This window comes from Streptomyces solitudinis (assembly GCF_036323765.1).
Taxonomy (GTDB): Bacteria; Actinomycetota; Actinomycetes; order Streptomycetales; family Streptomycetaceae; genus Streptomyces.
Window position 1 is genome coordinate 43350 of sequence record NZ_JAZDCW010000005.1, and the last position, 19876, is coordinate 63225.

Genomic DNA, 19876 nt, shown 5'->3' on the forward strand with positions numbered 1-19876 from the left:
TGCGGTCAGCCGCCCCGCGTCGCCGTCGGCGCGCCCGGGGGTCTCAGCGGCCGACCGGGTCGCGTGGACACGACGCGGTGGAGGGGGGCCGGGGCGGGGTCAGCCGCCGAGGCCGGGGCTGTTGTCGGGGGCGCCGTCGCCGTGCGGGGGGAGGTCGCCGCGTTCGACGGGGGCGCCGCCCCCGGGCACCTCCGGCAGGAGGGCGTCCAGTTCCGCGTCGTCGGCGGGGCGCGCGGCCCCGGCGGCGGCGCGGAGGGTGTCCTGGCCGGTGCCGGGGCGGGCGCCGCTGACCCGGACGACGTGCCCCTCCCCCGCGCGGGCGTACTCGTGCCCGCCCCCGGCGCTGCGGTAGAGCAGTTCGCCCTCCTGCTCGCAGGTGATCTTCCCGGAGCCGGACGGGATGGCGGGTTCGGCGCACCCCAGTGCGGCCAGGTCGCCGCTCTCCACGCTGAGCTGGAACATGGCGCCGGTGTCCTGGGAGACGTACATGGCGCTGAACCCGTCGCCGCCGTAGACGCCGACCGACTGCTGCGCCATCTCGTAGCCGGCCGCCTCGGTGACGTAGACCAGCTCCGGGTCGGAGCCCATCCAGCGGGTGCGCTCGGCCAGTTCCTCCGCGTCGACCGCGGGTTCCTGCCCTCCGCAGGCGGTCAGGAGCAGCGGCAGTACGAGGACGGCGGAGAGGGCGGACCGGGCGGACGGGCGTTTCGCGGTGGTCATGGCTCCATGGTGTCGTACGGGTGTACGCCCCCGGGGTTGTCGTTGCCGTTCCGTAGCATGGCGTCACCACGAGGGAACGGAGCGGGAATGTCCGTGGCGGAAGGGCTCTACCGGGTGCGCAACGTCGGCAGCGGGCTGCTCCTGGAGGTGTACGAGGGGCGGGCGGGCAGCGGCGTCAACGTGCAGCAGGGCGTGCAGGAGGGGTCCGAGGGCGCTGCACGGCAGCTGTGGCGGATCATGGCCGTCCACGAGGGCAGCGCGCTGCACCACATCGAGAGCCTGGCGAGCGGCAAGCGGCTGGACGTGGCCGGGGCGTCCGTGGAGCCGGGGGCGAACGTGCAGCAGTGGGGGGCGAACAACTTCGGGGCGCAGGAGTGGCTGCTGGAGGGGCACGTGGACGCTCCCGGCCGGTATTCGCTGGTCAGTTACGTGAGCGGACTCCCGCTGGAGGTCGCCGGTGCCTCCGGTGAGCCCGGGGCCAACGTCCAGCAGGGCGAGGACACCGACACTCCGGCCCAGTGGTGGACGCTGGAGCCCGCCCGCTCCCCCGGCTGACCGGCCGGGCCGTGGGTACACGGACGTCACCGACTCCCCCCGCACGGGAAGGAAGGTGACGTTCATGCGGACGGTCCGCAGGCGGTTCGAGGAGAGCCTCGCGCTCCAGTTGGCGCTGGTGTTCCTGCTGGGGCTCGGGGCGGCGAAGCTGGTGCGCCCGCACCAGGGCGTGCTGGTCTGGCTGCTGAACGCGGTCCTCTACACGACGGTCGCCGGATGCGTCCTGTGGTACCGGGCGCGCAAGGATTCCCGGACGCTCGGCACGGACCGGAAGGGCCTGGTGGCGGCCGAACACCGGTTGCGGAAGGGGGAGGTGCCCGACGATCCGGCCGAGCGCGCGCAGCTGCGCCGCCTGGTGGCCGAGCGGGAACGGCAGATGGGGCGGACGCGCTGGATGGTGCCGGTGCTCGTCGCCATGGTGGCGCTGCCGGTGGCGCTCGCCGCCCGGGCGGGTTCCTGGACGCTGGCCTTGCTCGCGCTCGCCGGGGCGCTGGGCGTCGCCGCGGCGGTCGTGCTGATGCGCCGGAAGGCCGTCCGTACCGTGCGCCGCACGGCGCGGGCCCTCGACGCGGCCGACGCCGCGGACGCCCCGCCGCCCGCGGACGCCCGGGGCGAGGACGCGCACCGCACGGCGCGGTGACGGCGTCCGGCCGCCCGGCTCCGTAACGCCCGCCCCGCGAGGGCGCCCGCCCCGCGACGCCGCCCGGTCAGCCGTCCCCGGCCGGGCCGTCCAGCGAGGCGAGCGTGGCGTTGGACGGCCGCGTGCGGGCGCCGAGGTCGCGGGCGACGTCCTCGGCCGCGCGCAGGGTGCGCACCGCGTTCTTCCACGTCAGCTTCGCCAGGTCGGCGTCCGACCAGCGGCGGTCCAGCAGTTCGGCGACCAGGCGGGGGTAGCCGGCGACGCTGCCGAGCCCGTCGGGCAGGAAGGCGGTGCCGTCGTAGTCGCCGCCGATGCCGACGTGGTCGATGCCCGCCACCTCGCGCATGTGGTCCAGGTGGTCCGCGACGGTGGCGGCCGTGGCGCGCGGCCTGGGGTGGGCCTCCTCGAAGGCGCGCTGCACGGCCATGGCACGCGGGGTGGTGTCCAGCGGGTGCAGCCCGCCTGCGCGCATGTTGGCGTCCGCCGCGTGGGTCCAGTCCACGGCGGCGGGCAGGATGAACTTCGGGACGAACGTGGCCATGGCCAGCCCGCCGTTGGCCGGGAGCTGGGCGAGCACGTCGTCGGGGACGTTGCGCGGGTGGTCGCACACCGCGCGGGACGAGGAGTGCGAGAAGATCACCGGCGCCGTGCTCACGCGCAGGGCGTCGCGCATGGTCGTGGCCGCCACGTGGGAGAGGTCCACCAGCATGCCGAGGCGGTTCATCTCGCGGACCACCTGCTCGCCGAAGCGGGTGAGGCCGCCGTGCCGGGGCTCGTCGGTGGCGGAGTCGGCCCAGTCGGTGTTGTCGTTGTGGGTCAGCGTCAGGTAGCGGACGCCCAGCCGGTACAGGCCGCGCAGGGTGCCGAGCGAGTTGGCGATGCTGTGCCCGCCCTCGGCGCCCGTGAGGGAGGCGATGCGGCCCCGGGCGCGGGCGGCCTCCATGTCGTCGGCCGTCCGCGCCGGGGCCAGGTCGTCCGGGTAGCGGTCGGTGAGCTGCCGGACGGCGTCGATCTGCTCCAGGCAGGCGCTGACGGCGGCGTCCCCGGCCAGGTCGGTGCGCACGTACACCGACCAGAACTGGGCGCCCACTCCCCCGGCGCGCAGCCGGGGGATGTCGGTGTGCAGCACGGCGGACTGGTCGGTGCCGACGTCGCGGGCGTCGAGGTCGTAGCGGACCTGTTCGCGCAGCGCCCAGGGCAGGTCGTTGTGTCCGTCGGCGACGGGGTGGGCGGCGAGCAGTTCGCGGGCGCGGGCGAGGCTGTCGCTCACGCTCAGCCGCCGAACCCGAAGCCGCCGCCCTGGCCCGTCTTGCTGCGCAGCCGGCGGCCCTTCTCGGTGGCCTGCGCGTTCAGCTCCTCCTGGAAGGCGGCCATCCGCTCGCGCAGCCCCTCGTCGTGGGCGGCGAGCATCCGCACGGCCAGCAGTCCGGCGTTGCGGGCTCCGGCGACGGAGACGGTGGCGACGGGCACGCCCGCGGGCATCTGCACGATGGACAGCAGCGAGTCCATGCCGTCCAGGTGCTTGAGCGGCACCGGCACGCCGATGACCGGCAGGGGGGTGACGGAGGCGAGCATGCCCGGCAGGTGGGCGGCGCCGCCGGCTCCGGCGATGAGCGCCCTGAGCCCGCGCCCGGCGGCCTCCTCGCCGTAGGCGATCATCTCGCGGGGCATGCGGTGGGCGGAGACGACGTCGACCTCGTAAGGCACGTCGAACTCGTCGAGGGCCTGGGCGGCGGCCTCCATGACGGGCCAGTCGGAGTCGGAGCCCATGACGATGCCGACGGCCGGGGACGGGGAGCCGGTGCTGGACGCAGCGCTCATTCGGTGATCGTTCCTCGCAGGTAGTCGGCCGCGTGGCGGGCGCGCTCCCGCACGTCTGCCAGGTCGGGACCGTAGGTGGTGACGTGCCCGACCTTGCGGCCCGGCTTCACGTCCTTGCCGTACATGTGGATCTTCAGCTGCGGATCACGCGCCATGCAGTGCAGGTAGGCGCCGTACATGTCGGGGTAGTCGCCGCCGAGGACGTTGGCCATCACCGTCCAGGGCGCGCGCGGCCGCGGGTCGCCGAGCGGCAGGTCGAGCACGGCCCGCAGGTGGTTGGCGAACTGGGAGGTGACAGCGCCGTCCTGCGTCCAGTGCCCGGAGTTGTGGGGGCGCATGGCCAGTTCGTTGACGAGCATGCGCCCGTCGCGGGTCTCGAACAGTTCGACGGCCAGGTGCCCGGTGACGTCCAGTTCCCGGGCGATGTGCAGGGCCAGTTCCTGGGCGGCGGCCGACGCCTGCGGCGCGAGGCCGGGCGCGGGCGCGACGACGGTGTCGCACACGCCGTCGACCTGCACGGACTCCACCACCGGGTAGGCGACGGCCTGTCCGTGCGGGGAGCGGACGACGTTCGCGGCCAGCTCCCGGACGAAGTCCACCTTCTCCTCGGCCAGCACCGGCACCCCGGCCCGGAACGGGTCGGCGGCCTCCGCGGCCGAGCGCACGACCCACACGCCCTTGCCGTCGTAGCCGCCGCGCACCGTCTTCAGGACGACGGGGAAGCCGCCGCCCTCGGCCGCGAACGCGGCGACGTCGGCCGGGTCCGCGACGATGCGGTGGCGGGGGCAGGGGATGCCGAGCGCGTCGAGCCGGGCGCGCATGACGCCCTTGTCCTGCGCGTGCACCAGGGCGTCCGGGCCCGGCCGGACGGGGATGCCGTCGGCCTCCAGGGCGCGCAGGTGCCCGGTGGGCACGTGCTCGTGGTCGAAGGTGATCACGTCACAGCCGCGGGCGAAGGCGCGCAGCGTCTCCAGGTCCCGGTAGTCGCCGACGACGACTTCACCGGCGACCAGGGCCGCGGAGTCCTGCGGGGTGTCGCTGAGGAGCTTGAACTGGATGCCGAGCGGGATGCCCGCCTCGTGGGTCATACGAGCGAGCTGGCCACCGCCGACCATGCCGACTACCGGAAACGTCACGGTTCAAGGGTACGGGGGCCGGGGCACCCGGTTAGCATGAGGCCGCCGAGTGACGCAGACCGGACGGGGCGATGAAGATCACGATGAGCGGACGTCTCGCACTGTCCGTGCGGCTCCGGCGGCTCCTGCGGGAGCTGGGGAAGTTCGGGACGGTCGGCGCGTTCGGGTTCCTGGTGAACGTCTCGGTGTTCAACCTCTGCATCCACACCTTCGGGCTGGCGCCGGTGCGCTCGGGGGTGATCGCCGTGTCGGCGGCGGTCTGCACCAACTACGTGGGCAACCGGTACTGGACGTACCAGCACAGCGACAAGCGCAGGATACGCCGCGAGCTGACGCTGTTCCTGCTGTTCAGCGGGGTCGGCATGGTGATCGAGAACGGTGCGCTGGCGCTGTCGCACTACGGCTTCGGGTTCACCTCGTCGCTGGCGGACAACATCGCCAAGAACGTCGTCGGCATGGGGGTGGCGACGGCGTTCCGGTTCTGGTCCTACCGGACGTGGGTGTTCCGGAAGGCTCCGTCAGCCCGTGGCCGGGGCGGCGACGACCTCACGGCTGAGGAAGAGCGCGAACACCGGCGGGTACTGCTGTAGCAGCTCCAGCCGTCCGCCGTCCGCCTCGGCCAGGTCCCGGGCGACGGCGAGCCCGAGCCCGGTGGAGTTGCGTCCGCTCACCGTCCGCTCGAAGACCCGCGAGCCGAGTTCCGGGTCCACCCCCGGCCCCTCGTCGGTGACCTCCACGACGACCTGGTTGCCCGCCACGCGGGTGCGCAGGGCGACGGTGCCGTCGCCGTGCACGAGGGAGTTCTCCACCAGCGTCGCCAGCACGGTGGCCACCGCGCCCGGGGTGCCGACGGCGCGCAGCCCGGCCTTGCCGGAGTGGACGACGGCCCGGCCCGCGCCCCGGTAGGCGGGGCGCCACTCCTCGACCTGCTGGAGCACCACCTCGTCCAGGTCGAAGCCGACGGCCGAGGTGGAGCGCGGGTCGCGGCTGTTGGTGAGCAGCCGTTCGACGACGTCGGTCAGCCGCTCGACCTGCGCCAGCGCGATGGCGGCCTCCTCCCGCACGGAGTCCGGGTCGCTGTCGGCGGTGGCGACGATCTCCTCCAGCCGCATGGACAGCGCCGTCAGCGGGGTGCGGAGCTGGTGGGAGGCGTCCGCCGCCAGCCGCCGCTCGGCGGTGAGCATGCGCGCGATCCGCTCGGCACTGGAGTCCAGGACGTCCGCGACCCGGTCCAGCTCGGGGACCCCGTAGCGCCGGTGCCGGGGGCGGGGGTCGCCGGACCCGAGGCGTTCGGCGGTCTCGGCCAGGTCGGTGAGCGGGGCGGCGACGCGGCGGGCCTGGCGGACGGCCAGCAGGGCGGCGGCGAAGACGGTCAGCAGCGCCACCGCGATGATGAGCATGAGGATGCGGCCGACCTCGTCGCTGACCGCGCTGCGCGGCTGCCGCACGGTGACGACCTCGCCGTTGCCGCCCTTGGCCCGGCCCTCGATCGTCCCGCCCTGGGGCCGCTCCCCCAGGGCGATCGGCGGCTGCCCGGGGAGTTCGATGCTCACGTACCGGTCGGCGGGCACCGCGCTGCGCATGGTGCGCCCGGTGACCTGCTCGCCCGCGGCGATCCTGGCCTCCACGACGGCCACGAGCCGGGCGGCCTCGGACTGCGTCGTCTCGTGGACGCTCTTCTCGATGGCCTGCGTCTCCACGATGACCAGCGAGGACCCGAAGACGGCGACGACGACGAGCACCACGGCGAGCGTGGAGTTGATCAGGCGGCGGCGCATCGGACGGCGGCGCTAGTTCTTCTCGAAGCGGAAGCCGACGCCGCGCACGGTGGAGATGTAGCGCGGGTTGCCCGCGTCGTCGCCGAGCTTCTTGCGGAGCCAGGAGATGTGCATGTCGAGCGTCTTGGTGGACGACCACCAGGTGGTGTCCCAGACCTCGCGCATGAGCTGGTCGCGGGTGACGACCCGGCCGGCGTCCCGCACGAGGACCCGCAGCAGGTCGAACTCCTTGGCGGTGAGCTGGAGCTCGTCGTCCCCGATCCAGGCCCGGTGCGACTCGACGTCGATGCGCACGCCGTGGGTCGCCGCCGGGGGCTGCGCCTCGGTGGTGCCGCGCCGCAGCAGCGCCCGGACGCGGGCGAGCAGCTCGGCGAGGCGGAAGGGCTTGGTGACGTAGTCGTCGGCGCCGGCGTCGAGGCCGACGACGGTGTCGACCTCGTCGGCGCGGGCGGTGAGCACCAGGACGGGGAAGGCGTGGCCGTCGGTGCGGAGTCTGCGGCAGACCTCGAGCCCGTCCATGCCCGGCAGGCCGAGGTCGAGGACGACGAGGTCGATCTCTCCGTGGAGGCCGGCGTCGAGCGCGCCGGGGCCGTCCTGGCGCACCTCGACCTCGTACCCTTCGCGGCGCAGCGCGCGGGCGAGCGGCTCGGAGATGGACGCGTCATCCTCGGCGAGCAGTACTCGGGTCATGGCCCGATGGTAGTCCCGCCGGGCGAACGCCGGGACCGCTGTTCGGAGCGGTGGGCGAGCGCCGCGGCGCGCCATCGAACCGTCTTTGGTCTAGTCCGCAGAGCGTCGGCCGGATCGAACGATCACCTGGGAATGCCAGAGGTAAAGAGGATTTTACCTGTGTTCCACGCCTCATCCGTCTTCGATGGGCGTGTCGGCGTGGCGTAGGGTGTGCTCGCTTCCCTCCGGGGGAGCCAGGGGTCCCCGGCACACCGCGGCCCGGCGGCACGACCGCGGGCCGCCCGCCGGGCCATTCTCCGAGAACCATCCGCGCGGACCGGCGCCACCGGCCCGCGCCACCCCCCGTCCGGGCGCGCGCCCACCCCGCGTCGCGTCCCGAACCCGAAGGAACCCCCCTCATGGCGTCCAGCATGTCGAAGGGCCGCGCCCCCTCCGGCGGCAACACCTTCTTCGGCCACCCGCGCGGGATGGCCACGCTCTTCCTGACGGAGATGTGGGAGCGCTTCTCCTGGTACGGAATGCGCGCCATCCTCGTCCTCTACCTGATCGCCGGGGTCCTGGACGGGCCCCTGGAGGACCGCGAGACGCTCGCCGCCGCGATCTACGGCGTCTACAACGCCGTCGTCTACATGACCTCCATGCCCGGCGGCTGGGTGGCCGACCGGCTCTGGGGCGCCCGCAAGGCCGTCCTCGTCGGCGGCATCGTCATCGCCGCGGGCCACTACGTCCTGGCGGTCCCGAACAACGCGACGTTCTTCGTCGGGCTGGGCCTGATCGCCATCGGGACCGGCCTGCTGAAGCCGAACATCTCCGCCATGGTCGGCGGGCTCTACGAGGGCCAGTCCAGCGCGCGCAGGGACGCCGGTTTCACGCTGTTCTACATGTCGATCAACATCGGCGCCCTGGCCGCGCCGCTGATCGTCGGCTCGCTGGGCCAGAAGGTGAACTGGCACCTGGGCTTCGGCGTCGCCGGCGTCGGCATGACGCTGGCCGTCATCCAGTACGTGCTGGGCGGCAAGCACCTCGGGGACGTCGGCCGCCACCCGACGAACCCGGCCTCGGCCGAGGAGAGGCGACGGGTGCTCAACCGGGTGCTGCTGTGGAGCGGCCTCGCGGTCGCGGCCCTGCTGCTCGACCTGGCGCTCGGCACGTTCACCGTCGAGCACATCGTCAACGTGCTGGCCGTCCTCGGCATCGTGGTGCCGGTCGGCTACTTCTGGACGATGTTCCGCAGCCCGAACCTGACGGCGCGGGAGCGGCCGAAGGTCGTGGCCTTCGCCTGGTTCTTCGTCACCGCCGTGCTGTTCTGGATGATCTACGACCAGTCCGGCTCGCTGCTGACGATCTTCGCCGACCAGAAGACCGACCGCTCCATCGGCGGCTGGGAGTTCCCGGCCTCCTGGTTCCAGTCCGTGAACCCGACGTACGTGATCATCCTGGCGCCGCTCTTCGCGGCGCTGTGGGTCAGGCTCGCCCGGCGGGAGAGGGAGCCGAGCACGCCGGTGAAGTTCGGTCTGGCGATGCTGCTGATCGGCGGCTCCTTCGGGCTCATGGGCCTGGCGGGCGCGGCCGCCGCGAGCAGCGACACCGGCCAGGTGACGGTGTTCTGGCTGCTGGGCGTCTACCTCGTACAGACCCTCGGCGAGATGTGCCTGTCGCCGGTGGGCCTGTCGCTGTCCACGAAGCTGGCGCCCAAGGAGTTCGTCAGCCAGATCATGGGCCTGTGGTTCCTGGCGACGGCCACCGGCAACGCGCTCAACGGCTGGGTGACGCGGCTGAACGGGCCGCTGGGCGACACGCTGTACTACGGGATGTGGGCGGTCGTCGCGGTGGCGGCGGGCCTGGCGTTCATGGCGGGCTCCCGGAAGCTGCGCGTGCTGATGGGCGACGTGCGGTAGCGCCCGCGCCGCGCCGCCGCACGGGAGACGCCCCGGCCGGGGAACCGGCCGGGGCGTCTCCCGTGCCGGGGGCCGGGGTGAGGCTCCGGGGGCCGGGGCACCGGGGCCGGGTACGCCGGGCGCCGGGCGTACCGGGAGGGGGCCCGCGCGCGGTCAGGCGGCGGGCCGGAGAGTCCGGAGGGTGGCTCTGGGCGGGGTGTGTGGGTTCAGCGGGCGTTGGCCAGTTCGGCCCAGACGGCCTTCCCGGAGCCCTCGGGGGCGTGGGCGACGCCCCAGTCGAGGCAGAGCCGCTCCACGATGAACATGCCGTGCCCCCCGGGACGTCCCGCGCGGTGCGGGGAGCGCGGCGCCGGTTCCCCCGCGCCCGCGTCCAGGACCTCCACGCGCAGGGAGCGGGGGCCGTACGCCAGGCGCAGTTCCTGCGGTCCTCCCGCGTGCAGGCAGGCGTTGGTGACCAGCTCCGAGACGACCAGCAGGACGTCCTCGGCGGCGGCCCGCTGGTCCGCCTCGACGGCGGGGAGCCAGCCCCAGTCGTTCAGGGCCGTCCGGGTGAAGTCGCGCGAGCGCTGCACCGCGCCGCTCACTCCGACGAGCCGCAGTCGGCGAACCTGGTGCAGCTCCCGCACCTGGCCGGCCGACGCCGCGACGGGCGCTGGCGCCTCCTCCGGCTCCGGGCCGAGGCCGCCCGCCGGGGAGGGCCGGGTGGTGCTCATCAGTGCTTCACCTCACCGGTTCACGGAGTTGGTCATCTCACCGTTCGCGCCCCGCGCGGGGAACGGCCACCGACATATACAGATGGTCTCCTGCCCGTACCGGGGCTGGGAACACCCCTTGATTGTGCCGGGTCGCCGTGACGCGGGTAACGCGCTCATCGGAAGGTACACCCGCATCAGCGGCCGGACAGCTCTGCGAGGGCGTGGTCCAGGTCGTCGTGCAGGGAGAAGACGGTGCCCGCCCCGGTGATCTCGAAGACCCGGGCGACCGCGGGCCGCATCGCGGCGAGGTGCACGGCGCCGCCGGCGGCCTCCGCGCGCAGCCGGGCCGTGAGGAGGACGTTGAGACCGGTGGAGTCGCAGAAATCCAGCCCCGAGCAGTCGACGACGAGACGGTGGCAGCCCTCGTCAAGGCTTTCCTCCAGTGGGGTACGCAACAGCGGGGCGGTGTGGTGGTCAAGCTCACCTTCCGGGCTCAGCACCGCCGTCGCGCCGTCCCGGCGCACGCCGACCACCAGCCGCCCGTACCTGCTCTCCACCCCGGGCATTCCGCGGTCCATGGACACCTCTTCCGCTTTCCCCCGCCCGTGCAGCGCCGCGGGCTCGCCGCGTCCGCAGCCTAGAACCCTACGCCTTGACGCCCCTTTCCGACACCCGCACAAAGCCGCCAAGCGTGGAAAACCGGACATAGCGCACTTGCCATATCGCTGCCGCACCCGATACGCCTAAGAGGTAATCCGCAAGACACGTCGGCCATGGAGGCGCCGCACCTCGCAGTGCACGTCACGGCTCCGGCAGCCATACGCCGGTCAACAATGGAGGACACACCATGTCACCCCAACTCGACGAGGTGCGCGCCGAGCGCAGCACCCCTTACGAGGACGTCGACGCCGTCAACGACGGTGATCCCGTCACTCGGGAGGCCGCGCTGACCGCGCCGTCGACCATCCTGCCCGAAGTTTTCGCCGCCACACCTGGCGATCCGGCGCTGGAAGACCTCGACGGCCAGCTCGCCGAGTTCCCCGCGATCCCCCCCTACGGCGAGGTGGGGCCGCTGGACGCGCGTGCCCTGTCCAAGACGCTGTTCGAGCGCCTGGAGAACCTGGAAGAGGGCACGTACGAGCACGCCTACGTCCGCAACACCCTGGTGGAGCTGAACCTGGCCCTGGTCAAGTTCGCCGCCTCCCGCTTCCGCTCGCGCAGCGAGCCCATGGAGGACATCGTCCAGGTCGGCACGATCGGCCTCATCAAGGCGATCGACCGCTTCGAGATGGGCCGGGGCGTCGAGTTCCCCACCTTCGCCATGCCGACGATCATCGGCGAGGTCAAGCGCTTCTTCCGCGACACGTCCTGGTCGGTGCGGGTCCCGCGCCGCCTCCAGGAGCTGCGGCTCGACCTGGCCAAGGCCGGTGACGAGCTGGCCCAGAAGCTGGACCGCGCCCCGACCGTCGCCGAACTGGCCGACCGCCTGGACCTCTCCCGGGAGGAGGTCGTCGAGGGCATGGCGGCGAGCAACGCCTACACCGCCAGCTCCCTGGACGCCCAGCCCGAGGAGGACGAGACCGAGGGCGCCCTCGCGGACCGGCTCGGCTACGAGGACGACGGCCTGGAGGGCATCGAGTACATCGAGTCGCTCAAGCCGATGATCGCCGAGCTGCCCCAGCGGGACCGGCAGATCCTGTCGCTGCGCTTCGTGGCGAACATGACGCAGTCCGAGATCGGCGAGGAGCTGGGCATCTCCCAGATGCACGTCTCCCGGCTGCTCTCCCGCACCCTCGGCAAGCTCCGCAAGGGGCTGATGGTCGAGGAGTGAGCGTTCCAGGGCAGGCCCGCGTCTGCCCCGTAGGGGTCGTCCGGACGGATGCGTCCGGGCGGCCCCTTCGCCGTTCCCGGCGCCCGGAAGGCTCCCGGGCGCCGACGCGGCCCCGGCGGGCCCCGGCCCCCGCGTCAGGGCGCCGGACGGACGGCCGGGGCGCGGGCCGGGTCCCGGCCCAGGAAGGCCACCAGGCGGTCCCCGGGACGCGCGGACGGCGGCACCGCGACCGGCGCCGCGAACAGCGGGGCACGGGCGTCCGGCACGGGGACGAGCCGGGGCGCCACGCGCAGCAGCTCGTCCGCGAGGCCGTCGGGGACGGGGCGGTCCGGCCGCCCGGCCGCCCGGTGGACGTCCCAGCCGTGCACGGCGATCTCCAGCGCCCCGGCGCTCGTCACCACCGACGTGGTCAGCGGGCAGCCGCCCACCGCCACGGCGCGGCGGGCGCGGTCCGCCGCGCTCCAGGCGGCCAGCAGCCGGGAGGCGGCCCCCCGGAAGGCGTCCGCCGGATCAGCGGCGGTGGCGGCGTCCTCCGCGCCGGGCGCGAGCCCGACGCGTCCGGTGTCCACGCCCTCCCGCAGCGCGGCCAGGGACTCGTTGAGGTGGCGCAGCAGCGTGCGCAGATCCCAGCCCGCGCAGGGCGTCGGGCGGGCCAGCGCCCCGGGCGGCAGCTCGCCGACGGCGCCCAGGGCGTAGCCGATGGCGCGTTCCAGCAGCTCCGTCCCGTCGGGTGGCGGACTCATCTCGGCACTCCTCGCGCGGGCATGGCCACTCCTCGCGTGTGGTCGTCGCACGCCGGACGCCTCGTGCGCCGGCACCGGGACAGACACCCGCGGTGCCGGGAACTCATCGGTGCCAGGCGTGCACGCCGCGCGACCAGACGTCCCGCACCAGCGGCACCCCGGGCCGGTAGGCGAGGTGGACGTGGCTGGGGGCGTCCAGGACGGCCAGGTCGGCGCGGGCCCCCGGGGTGAGGCGGCCGATGTCGTCGCGGCGCAGCGCGGCGGCGCCGCCGGCCGTCGCGGACCACAGCGCCTCGTCGGGCGTCATGCCCATCTCGCGCACCGCCACTGCCACGCAGAACGGCATGGAGCTGGTGAAGGACGAGCCGGGATTGCAGTCCGTGGACAGGGCGACGGTGACGCCCGCGTCCAGCAGCCGCCGCGCGTCCGGGTAGGGCGAGCGGGTGGAGAACTCGCAGCCCGGCAGCAGCGTGGCGACGGTGTCCCCCTCGGCCAGCGCCGCCACGTCCGCGTCGGTGAGGTGGGTGCAGTGGTCCGCCGACGCGGCGCCCAGCTCGACGGCGAGCCGCACGCCCGGCCCGGGGCCGAGCTGGTTGGCGTGCACGCGCGGGAACAGGCCGCGCGCCATGCCCGCCGTCAGCACGGCCCGCGCCTGGTCGCCGTCGAAGGCGCCGCGCTCGCAGAAGACGTCCACCCAGCGGGCATGCGGGGCGCAGGCGTCCAGCATCGGCCCGGTGACCTGCTCGACGTACCCGGCGACGTCGTCGGCGTACTCGGGCGCCGCGACGTGGGCACCGAGATAGGTGACCTCCTCCAGGCGGGCGGCGGCGACGCGCAGCGCCCGCGCCTCGTCGTGCGGGGTCAGCCCGTAGCCGGACTTGGTCTCCAGCGTGGTGGTGCCCTGGCTCAGCGCCTCGCGCACGTACCGGTCGAGGGTGGCGGCGAGTTCGGCGTCGCTCGCCGCCCGGGTGGCGGCCACCGTGGTGCGGATGCCGCCGGCCGTGTAGGGGCGGCCCGCCATGCGGGCGTCGAACTCCTCGGTGCGGTCACCGGCGAACAGCAGGTGGGAGTGGGAGTCCACGAACCCGGGGACGACCGCGCGGCCCTGCGCGTCGTACACGGTGTCGGCGGCCGGGGCCGAGCCGTCGGTCCCGGCCCACACGACCCGCTCGCCCCACAGGACGACGGCGGCCTGCCGGATGACGCCGAGCGGGCCCTCGCCGAGCGCGGGGTCGCAGGTCACCAGGGTGCCGATGTTGCGGAGCAGCGTGGCGGGGGCCGACGGGGTGGGCTCGGTCACGGGTGGTCCTCTCCTCGGGGTGACGACGGCGGTGTGCCGCGCACCGGACGGCGGCGCACACACCGTGCCACGCGCACGCCCCGGGAAGCGGCGGATCCGGCCAGGCGCCGGCGTTCCGGCTCCCCGCCGGCGGAGGCGGGGAGCGCCGTGCCGGCGGCGGGCGCGGCGCGTCCCGTGCCGGGCGGGCTCACGCCGTGACGGCGGCGATCGCGCGGGCCAGCTCCGCCGCCGGGTCGGGCACCAGCGTGTGCGCGCCGTCCCGCACCACCGTCCGGCCGCCGACGACCGTGTGCCGCACGTCCGCCGCCGTCGCGGCGAACACGGCGGCCTCGGCGGCGAGCCCGGGCGGCGGACCGGCCGTGCGGACGGAGTCCAGGGCGACCGTCGTCAGGTCGGCGAGCGCCCCCGGGGCGATCCGGCCCGCCTCCGGCCAGCCCAGCGCGGCGTGCCCGGCCGCCGTGGCGGCGGTGAGCAGCGCGGCGGCCGTCCAGTGGCCCCGGGTGCGGGTGCGCAGCCGCTCGTCCAGCTCCAGGGCGCGGGCCTCCTCCAGCAGGTCCACGACGGCGTGGCTGTCGCTGCCCAGCGACAGCGGGCTGCCCGCGCGCTGGAGCGCCGCGGCCGGGCCGATGCCGTCGGCCAGGTCGCGTTCGGTGGTCGGGCACATGCACACGCCCGTCCCGGTGCCGCCGAGCAGCGCCACGTCCGCCTCGGTGAGGTGGGTGGCGTGCACGGCCGTCGTGCGGGGGCCGAGCACGCCGTGGTCGGCGAGCAGCCGGGCGGGGGTACGGCCGTACGCGGCGTGGCAGGCGTCGTTCTCGGCGGGCTGCTCGGAGAGGTGGACGTGCAGCGGCGCGTCCCGGTCGGCGGCCCAGCGGCGCACCGTGGGGAGCGCCCGCGCGGGGACGGCCCGCACGGAGTGCACGGCCGCGCCCACCCGGGTGGTGGCGTCCGGCCGCAGCGCGTCCGCCCGCTCGGCCCAGGCGTCGGCGTCGCCGTCGGAGAAGCGGAGCTGCGCCCGGCCCGGCGGGGCGCCGAACCCGGCGGAGAGGTAGCAGGTGTCGAGCAGGGTGAGGCGGACGCCCGCGTCGGCGGCTGCGGCGACGAGCGCCTGCCCCATGGCGTTGGGGTCGGCGTAGCGGGTGCCGCCGGGGCCGTGGTGCAGGTAGTGGAACTCGCCGACGCAGGTGATGCCCGCGAGGGCCATCTCGGCGTAGGCGGCGCGGGCGAGCGCGTGGTAGCCGTCGGGGGTGAGGCGCTCGGCGACCCCGTACATCGTCTCCCGCCAGGTCCAGAAGTCGCCGGTGCCCGCCTGGGTGGTGCCGCGCAGCGCCCGGTGGAAGGCGTGGCTGTGGGCGTTGGCCAGTCCGGGCAGGGTGAGGCCGCGCAGCACCTCGGCGCCCGGCGGCGGCGCGGGCACGTCCCGGCGGACGGCGGTGATCCGGCCGCCCGCGGTGTCGACGGCCACGCCCGGGTGCGGGCGGCCGTCGTCCAGCCAGGCGTGTTCGGCCCAGTACGTCACGGACACGCGAGGTCCTCCAGAACATCGGCGAGCGCGGCGACCCCGGCGGCACAGTCGTCCTCGGCGGCGTGTTCCGCCGGGGAGTGGGACACGCCGGTGGGGTTGCGCACGAACAGCATGGCCGTGGGCACGGCGGCGGCGAGGACGCCCGCGTCGTGCCCGGCGCCGGTGGGCAGGACGGGGACGCCGCCGAGGCGGGCCGCGACGCGGTCGCGCAGGGCGCCGGCGAACGTGACCACCGGGGTGAAGGACTCGCGGGTGACCTCCACCCGCACCCCCTCGCGCTCCCCGTGCCCGGTGGCGGCCCGCTCGACGGCGGCGACCACGGCGTCGAGCGTGCGCTCGTCGGCGGCCCGGGAGTCCAGCCAGGCCCGCACCCGCGAGGCGATGGCGTTGACGCCGTTCGGGTCCACGGCGACCTTCCCGAAGGTGGCCAGCGCCCCGGCCGCCTCCGCGCGGGCGCGGGCGTCCAGGACGGTGCGGGCGTAGGTGAGCATGGGGTCGCGGCGGTCGGCCAGACGCGTCGTCCCGGCGTGGTTGGCCTCGCCGTGGAAGTCGAACCGCCAGCGGCCGTGCGGCCAGATCGCGGAGGCGACGCCGACGGGGTGCCCGGTGGCGTCCAGCGCCCGGCCCTGCTCGACGTGCAGTTCCACGAACGCCCCGACGCGGGCGAGCCGTTCCGGATCCGGGCCGATGGCCTGCGGGTCGTGCCCGGCGGCCGCCATGGCGTCGGCCAGGGTGGTGCCGTCGGCGTCGCGCAGCTCCCGCGCGGCGCGCGGCGCGAGCGTGCCCGCGCTGAGCCGGGAGCCGGTGCAGGCCACGCCGAAGCGGGCGCCCTCCTCGTCGGCGAAGTTGACCACCGCGAGCGGCCGGAGCAGCCGCGCTCCCCGCCCGCGCAGTTCGTCCAGGGCCGCGAAGGCGGAGACGACGCCGAGCGGGCCGTCGAACGCGCCGCCGTCGGGAACGGAGTCCAGGTGGGAGCCGGTGACGACGGCGTCGCCCGCCGCCGGGTCGCCCAGCCAGGCCCACTGGTTGCCGTTGCGGTCGCTCTCGCAGGCCAGCCCCCGGGCGGCGGCCTCGGCGCGGAACCAGGCGCGGCAGTCGGCGTCGGCGGCCGTCCAGGCGTGGCGGCGGTAGCCGCCAGTGCCGCGGTGGCGGCCGATCGCGGCCAGGTCCCGCCACATCGTGTGGAAGCCGGACGGGCTCACGCGGGGCCGTCCTCGCGCATGGGGACGCGCACGCCGCGCGCGGCGGCGACGGCCTCGGCCTCCTCGTACCCGGCGTCCACGTGCCGGATGACGCCCATGCCCGGGTCGTTGGTGAGGACCCGGCGGATCTTCTCGCCCGCCAGCGGGGTGCCGTCGGCCACCGTGACCTGCCCGGCGTGCAGCGAACGGCCCATGCCGACGCCGCCGCCGTGGTGCAGCGACACCCAGGAGGCGCCGGAGGCGACGTTGACCATGGCGTTGAGCAGCGGCCAGTCCGCGATGGCGTCGGAGCCGTCGCGCATGGCCTCCGTCTCGCGGTAGGGGGAGGCGACCGAGCCGCAGTCCAGGTGGTCGCGGCCGATGACGACGGGCGCGGACAGCTCGCCGGAGGCGACCATGTCGTTGAACCGCTCCCCCGCCCGGTCCCGCTCCCCCTGGCCGAGCCAGCAGATGCGCGCGGGCAGGCCCTGGAAGCGCACCCGCTCCCCGGCCAGCCTGATCCAGCGGGCCAGCGGCTCGTTGTCGGGGAAGAGGCCGAGGACGGCGCGGTCGGTGGCGTGGATGTCCTTCGGGTCGCCGCTGAGGGCCGCCCAGCGGAAGGGGCCCTTGCCCTCGCAGAACAGCGGGCGGATGTAGGCGGGGACGAAGCCGGGGTAGTCGAAGGCCCTGCCGTAGCCGGCGAGCCTGGCCTCGCCGCGCAGGGAGTTGCCGTAGTCGAAGACCTCCGCGCCCGCTTCGTGGAAGCCGACCATCGCCTCCACGTGCCGTGCCATGGACTCGCGGGCGCGTGCGGTGAAGTCGGCGGGCTTCTCGGCGGCGTAGGCGGCCATGTCGGCGAAGTCCACGCCGAGCGGGAGGTAGGCGAGCGGGTCGTGGGCGCTGGTCTGGTCGGTGACGATGTCGACGGGCGCGCCCGAGGCCAGCAGCCTCGGCACCACCTCGGCGGCGTTGCCGAGCACGCCGACCGACAGCGCACGGCGCTCGTCGCGGGCGGCGGTGGCCAGCTCCAGGGCGTGGTCGAGGGAGTCGGCGCGCACGTCGAGGTAGCCGTGCTCGATGCGGCGGTCGATGGCGCGGGGGTCGCAGTCCACGCACAGGACGGCGCCGCCGTTCATCGTGACGGCCAGCGGCTGGGCGCCGCCCATGCCGCCGAGCCCGGCGGTGAGGGTGAGCGTTCCGGCGAGGGAGCCGCCGAAGCGTTTGGCGGCGACGGCCGCGAACGTCTCGTAGGTGCCCTGGAGGATGCCCTGGGTGCCGATGTAGATCCACGAACCGGCCGTCATCTGCCCGTACATGGTGAGGCCGAGCTGCTCCAGGCGGCGGAACTCCTCCCAGGTGGCCCAGTCCCCCACCAGGTTGGAGTTGGCGATGAGCACGCGCGGGGCCCACTCGTGGGTCGTCATGACGCCGACCGGGCGGCCGGACTGGACGAGCATCGTCTCGTCGGCCTTGAGTGTGCGCAGGGTGCGCACCATCGCCTCGAAGGACGGCCAGTCGCGGGCGGCCTTGCCGGTGCCGCCGTAGACGACGAGGCGGTCGGGGTGCTCGGCGACCTCGGGGTCCAGGTTGTTCTGGAGCATCCGCAGGGCGGCCTCCTGCGGCCAGCCCCGGGCGCTGAGCGTGCTGCCGCGCGGGGCGCGGACCGTGCGCGGCCCGGCCGCGGACCGCGCGTGGTGTGGTGGGCGTCCGGGGTGTCCTGCGTGGTCCGCCATGGTCCGTGCCTCCCGTGCCGCGTCAGTGGGAACGATCTATTCAGACACTGTACGGACTGAATAGAGCTAGTCAACAGCCTCCCGTGCGCCGGACCGCCCTCCCGTGCTTGGCTGGCCGCCATGGACGCCGACAGCCGTGAGGAACCGCCGGCGGGGAACCGCCGGGACGCCCGCCCGGAAGCCCGGCCCGGCGCGGACCCGGTCCGGGACGCCGCGCCGGAGGCCGCCGCGCCGGACGGAACCCCGCCCGGTGGGGCCGAACCCGGTGGGGCCGCGCCGCCGGACGCCGCCGCCCGGCGCGACGCGGCCGTGCGCGCCGCCGTCGCGCGCGGGCTCGTCACCGAGGAGCGGCCCGTCGCGGCCCTGCTGGACGTGGACGCCGTGCGCGGGGCCGCCGCCGCCCTGCACACCGCCTTCGCGGAGGTGACCGCCCCCGGACAGCCCGTGCTGCACGCCTTCGCGGTCAAGGCCGCCTCACTCGTGCCCGTCCTGCGGCTGCTCGCCGACGCCGGACTCGGCTGCGAGGTGGCCAGCCCCGGAGAGCTGGCGCTCGCCCGCGCCGCCGGGGTCCCGCCGGAACGGACGGTGCTGGACTCCCCCGCCAAGACGACGGCCGAACTGCGCGAGGCGCTGGCCCTCGGGGTCCCCCTCAACGCCGACAACCCGGAGGAACTGCGCCGCCTGGACGCCCTCGTCGGACCCGCCGGGCCCGGCGCGCCCGTCGGGCTCCGCGTCAACCCTCAGCTCGGCGCCGGGTCGATCGACGCGATGAGCACCGCGACGTCCACCTCCAAGTTCGGCGTGGCCCTGCGCGACGAGGGCGCCCGCGCCTGGGTGCTGCGCGCCTACGCCCAGCGCCCCTGGCTCACCCGGCTGCACGTGCACACCGGCTCGCAGGGCGTGCCGCTGGAGCTGATGGCCGACGGTGTCGCCGCCGCCCACGCCCTGGCGGAGGAGATCAACGCCGCCGCCGGACGGCGGCAGGTGGACACCGTGGACATCGGCGGCGGCCTTCCGGTCAACTTCGGCTCGGACGAGACCCGGCCGACGTTCGCCGCGTACGCGCGGCTGCTGCGCGACCGCGTCCCCGGCCTGTTCGACGGGCGGTACGGGCTCGTCACCGAGTTCGGCCGCGCCCTGCTGGCCAAGGCGGGCGCGGTGCTGGCCCGGGTGGAGTACGCCAAGGAGGCGGGCGGGCGGCGCATCGCCGTCACCCACGCCGGGGCGCAGGTGGCCGTGCGCACCGTCTTCGCCCCGCAGTCCTGGCCGCTGCGGGTGGCCGCGTACGACGGGCGGGGCCGCCCGAAGGCGGGGCGGGGCGTGCGGCAGGACGTCGCCGGGCCCTGCTGCTTCGCGGGCGACCTGGTGGCCGTCGGGCGGGAACTGCCGCCGCTGGACACCGGCGATCTGGTGGCCCTGCTGGACACCGGCGCGTACTACGCCTCCACGCCCTTCGGGTACAACAGCCTGCCCCGCCCGGGGGTGTACGGCTTCCGGGCGGGGCCGGAGGGCGTGCGCTTCACCACCGTGCGCGCGCCCCAGACGCTCGCCGGGGTCGTCGCCGAGTCCGGTGGCGGGCAGCGGGACGCGCTGACGGAACTGGGCTGACGCCGCCGGACGGCGGCGGGCA

The 19876-nt window shown here is 75.1% G+C and carries 19 protein-coding genes; 6 read left to right on the plus strand and 13 right to left on the minus strand.

Annotated elements, in window-relative coordinates; all coding sequences use genetic code 11:
* Window positions 1-99 precede the first annotated feature (99 nt).
* The gene (locus V1J52_RS14320) at window positions 100-720 is read right to left on the minus strand and encodes a hypothetical protein (RefSeq protein ID WP_330140163.1); all 621 of its coding nucleotides are present in this window, start codon (window positions 718-720) and stop codon (window positions 100-102) included.
* Between the two features lie 87 nt (window positions 721-807).
* On the opposite strand from V1J52_RS14320, the gene V1J52_RS14325 reads away from it, so the two are divergent.
* Together V1J52_RS14325 and V1J52_RS14330 are read left to right on the plus strand one after the other, a co-directional pair.
* On the plus strand, window positions 808-1275 hold the full coding sequence (locus V1J52_RS14325) for an RICIN domain-containing protein (protein WP_330140164.1): 468 nt from the start codon (window positions 808-810) through the stop codon (window positions 1273-1275).
* A 64-nt stretch (window positions 1276-1339) separates the two neighbouring features.
* Complete coding sequence (locus tag V1J52_RS14330) at window positions 1340-1915, plus strand: hypothetical protein (protein ID WP_330140165.1); 576 nt, start codon at window positions 1340-1342, stop codon at window positions 1913-1915.
* Window positions 1916-1982: 67 nt separating this feature from the next.
* Here V1J52_RS14330 and V1J52_RS14335 read toward each other — a convergent pair whose 3' ends face one another.
* Genes V1J52_RS14335 through V1J52_RS14345 form a run of 3 tightly spaced genes read right to left on the minus strand, consistent with a single transcriptional unit; the run spans window position 1983 to window position 4872 of the window.
* Window positions 1983-3185 carry a dipeptidase gene (locus V1J52_RS14335; protein WP_330140166.1) on the minus strand — a complete coding sequence of 401 codons (1203 nt, stop codon included), beginning with the start codon at window positions 3183-3185 and terminating at the stop codon, window positions 1983-1985.
* 2 nt (window positions 3186-3187) lie between these two features.
* Window positions 3188-3736 carry a 5-(carboxyamino)imidazole ribonucleotide mutase gene (gene purE / locus V1J52_RS14340; RefSeq protein WP_330140167.1) on the minus strand — a complete coding sequence of 183 codons (549 nt, stop codon included), beginning with the start codon at window positions 3734-3736 and terminating at the stop codon, window positions 3188-3190.
* Entirely contained in the window at window positions 3733-4872 is a 1140-nt protein-coding gene (locus V1J52_RS14345) for a 5-(carboxyamino)imidazole ribonucleotide synthase (RefSeq protein WP_330140168.1), read from the minus strand. Before V1J52_RS14345 ends, purE begins: the two co-directional genes overlap by 4 nt.
* 83 nt (window positions 4873-4955) lie before the next feature.
* Between V1J52_RS14345 and V1J52_RS14350 the strand changes: the two genes are divergently transcribed.
* The gene (locus V1J52_RS14350) at window positions 4956-5462 is read left to right on the plus strand and encodes a GtrA family protein (protein ID WP_330140169.1); all 507 of its coding nucleotides are present in this window, start codon (window positions 4956-4958) and stop codon (window positions 5460-5462) included.
* Here the strand turns inward: V1J52_RS14350 and V1J52_RS14355 are convergent.
* Together V1J52_RS14355 and V1J52_RS14360 are read right to left on the minus strand one after the other, a co-directional pair.
* A complete protein-coding gene (locus V1J52_RS14355) occupies window positions 5391-6650 on the minus strand; it encodes a sensor histidine kinase (RefSeq protein ID WP_330140170.1) in 1260 nt (419 codons plus the stop codon). The genes V1J52_RS14350 and V1J52_RS14355 overlap by 72 nt on opposite strands.
* A 12-nt stretch (window positions 6651-6662) precedes the next feature.
* Window positions 6663-7340, minus strand: coding sequence for a response regulator transcription factor (locus V1J52_RS14360; protein ID WP_330140171.1), 678 nt, complete (start codon window positions 7338-7340; stop codon window positions 6663-6665).
* Window positions 7341-7738: 398 nt separating this feature from the next.
* On the opposite strand from V1J52_RS14360, the gene V1J52_RS14365 reads away from it, so the two are divergent.
* Window positions 7739-9238 (plus strand): peptide MFS transporter, encoded by a 1500-nt coding sequence (locus tag V1J52_RS14365; RefSeq protein WP_330140172.1) that lies wholly within the window; start codon window positions 7739-7741, stop codon window positions 9236-9238.
* 206 nt (window positions 9239-9444) lie between these two features.
* On the opposite strand, the gene V1J52_RS14370 is transcribed toward V1J52_RS14365, so the two are convergent.
* Both V1J52_RS14370 and V1J52_RS14375 read right to left on the minus strand, forming a co-directional pair.
* Window positions 9445-9951: an ATP-binding protein gene (locus tag V1J52_RS14370; protein ID WP_330140173.1), complete on the minus strand. Its 507-nt coding sequence runs from the start codon at window positions 9949-9951 to the stop codon at window positions 9445-9447.
* Between the two features lie 176 nt (window positions 9952-10127).
* Window positions 10128-10511, minus strand: coding sequence for an STAS domain-containing protein (locus tag V1J52_RS14375; RefSeq protein WP_330140174.1), 384 nt, complete (start codon window positions 10509-10511; stop codon window positions 10128-10130).
* Between the two features lie 269 nt (window positions 10512-10780).
* On the opposite strand from V1J52_RS14375, the gene V1J52_RS14380 reads away from it, so the two are divergent.
* Window positions 10781-11764: an RNA polymerase sigma factor SigF gene (locus V1J52_RS14380; RefSeq protein ID WP_330140175.1), complete on the plus strand. Its 984-nt coding sequence runs from the start codon at window positions 10781-10783 to the stop codon at window positions 11762-11764.
* A gap of 134 nt (window positions 11765-11898) precedes the next feature.
* On the opposite strand, the gene V1J52_RS14385 is transcribed toward V1J52_RS14380, so the two are convergent.
* The 5 genes from V1J52_RS14385 to hutU form a co-directional block, all read right to left on the minus strand.
* Window positions 11899-12507 carry a TIGR03086 family metal-binding protein gene (locus V1J52_RS14385; protein ID WP_330140176.1) on the minus strand — a complete coding sequence of 203 codons (609 nt, stop codon included), beginning with the start codon at window positions 12505-12507 and terminating at the stop codon, window positions 11899-11901.
* A 103-nt stretch (window positions 12508-12610) separates the two neighbouring features.
* Window positions 12611-13807: an imidazolonepropionase gene (gene hutI / locus V1J52_RS14390; RefSeq protein WP_330140177.1), complete on the minus strand. Its 1197-nt coding sequence runs from the start codon at window positions 13805-13807 to the stop codon at window positions 12611-12613.
* 187 nt (window positions 13808-13994) lie between these two features.
* Window positions 13995-15332, minus strand: a complete 1338-nt coding sequence (locus V1J52_RS14395; RefSeq protein ID WP_330140178.1) for a formimidoylglutamate deiminase — start codon at window positions 15330-15332, stop codon at window positions 13995-13997.
* On the minus strand, window positions 15323-16510 hold the full coding sequence (locus tag V1J52_RS14400) for an allantoate amidohydrolase (protein WP_330140566.1): 1188 nt from the start codon (window positions 16508-16510) through the stop codon (window positions 15323-15325). Before V1J52_RS14400 ends, V1J52_RS14395 begins: the two co-directional genes overlap by 10 nt.
* Window positions 16511-16530: 20 nt before the next feature.
* Window positions 16531-18246 (minus strand): urocanate hydratase, encoded by a 1716-nt coding sequence (hutU, locus tag V1J52_RS14405; RefSeq protein WP_330140179.1) that lies wholly within the window; start codon window positions 18244-18246, stop codon window positions 16531-16533.
* Window positions 18247-18366: 120 nt separating this feature from the next.
* Here hutU and V1J52_RS14410 point away from each other — a divergent pair, with 120 nt between their 5' ends.
* Complete coding sequence (locus V1J52_RS14410; protein ID WP_330140180.1) at window positions 18367-19854, plus strand: type III PLP-dependent enzyme domain-containing protein; 1488 nt, start codon at window positions 18367-18369, stop codon at window positions 19852-19854.
* The last annotated feature ends 22 nt before the right edge of the window (window positions 19855-19876 follow it).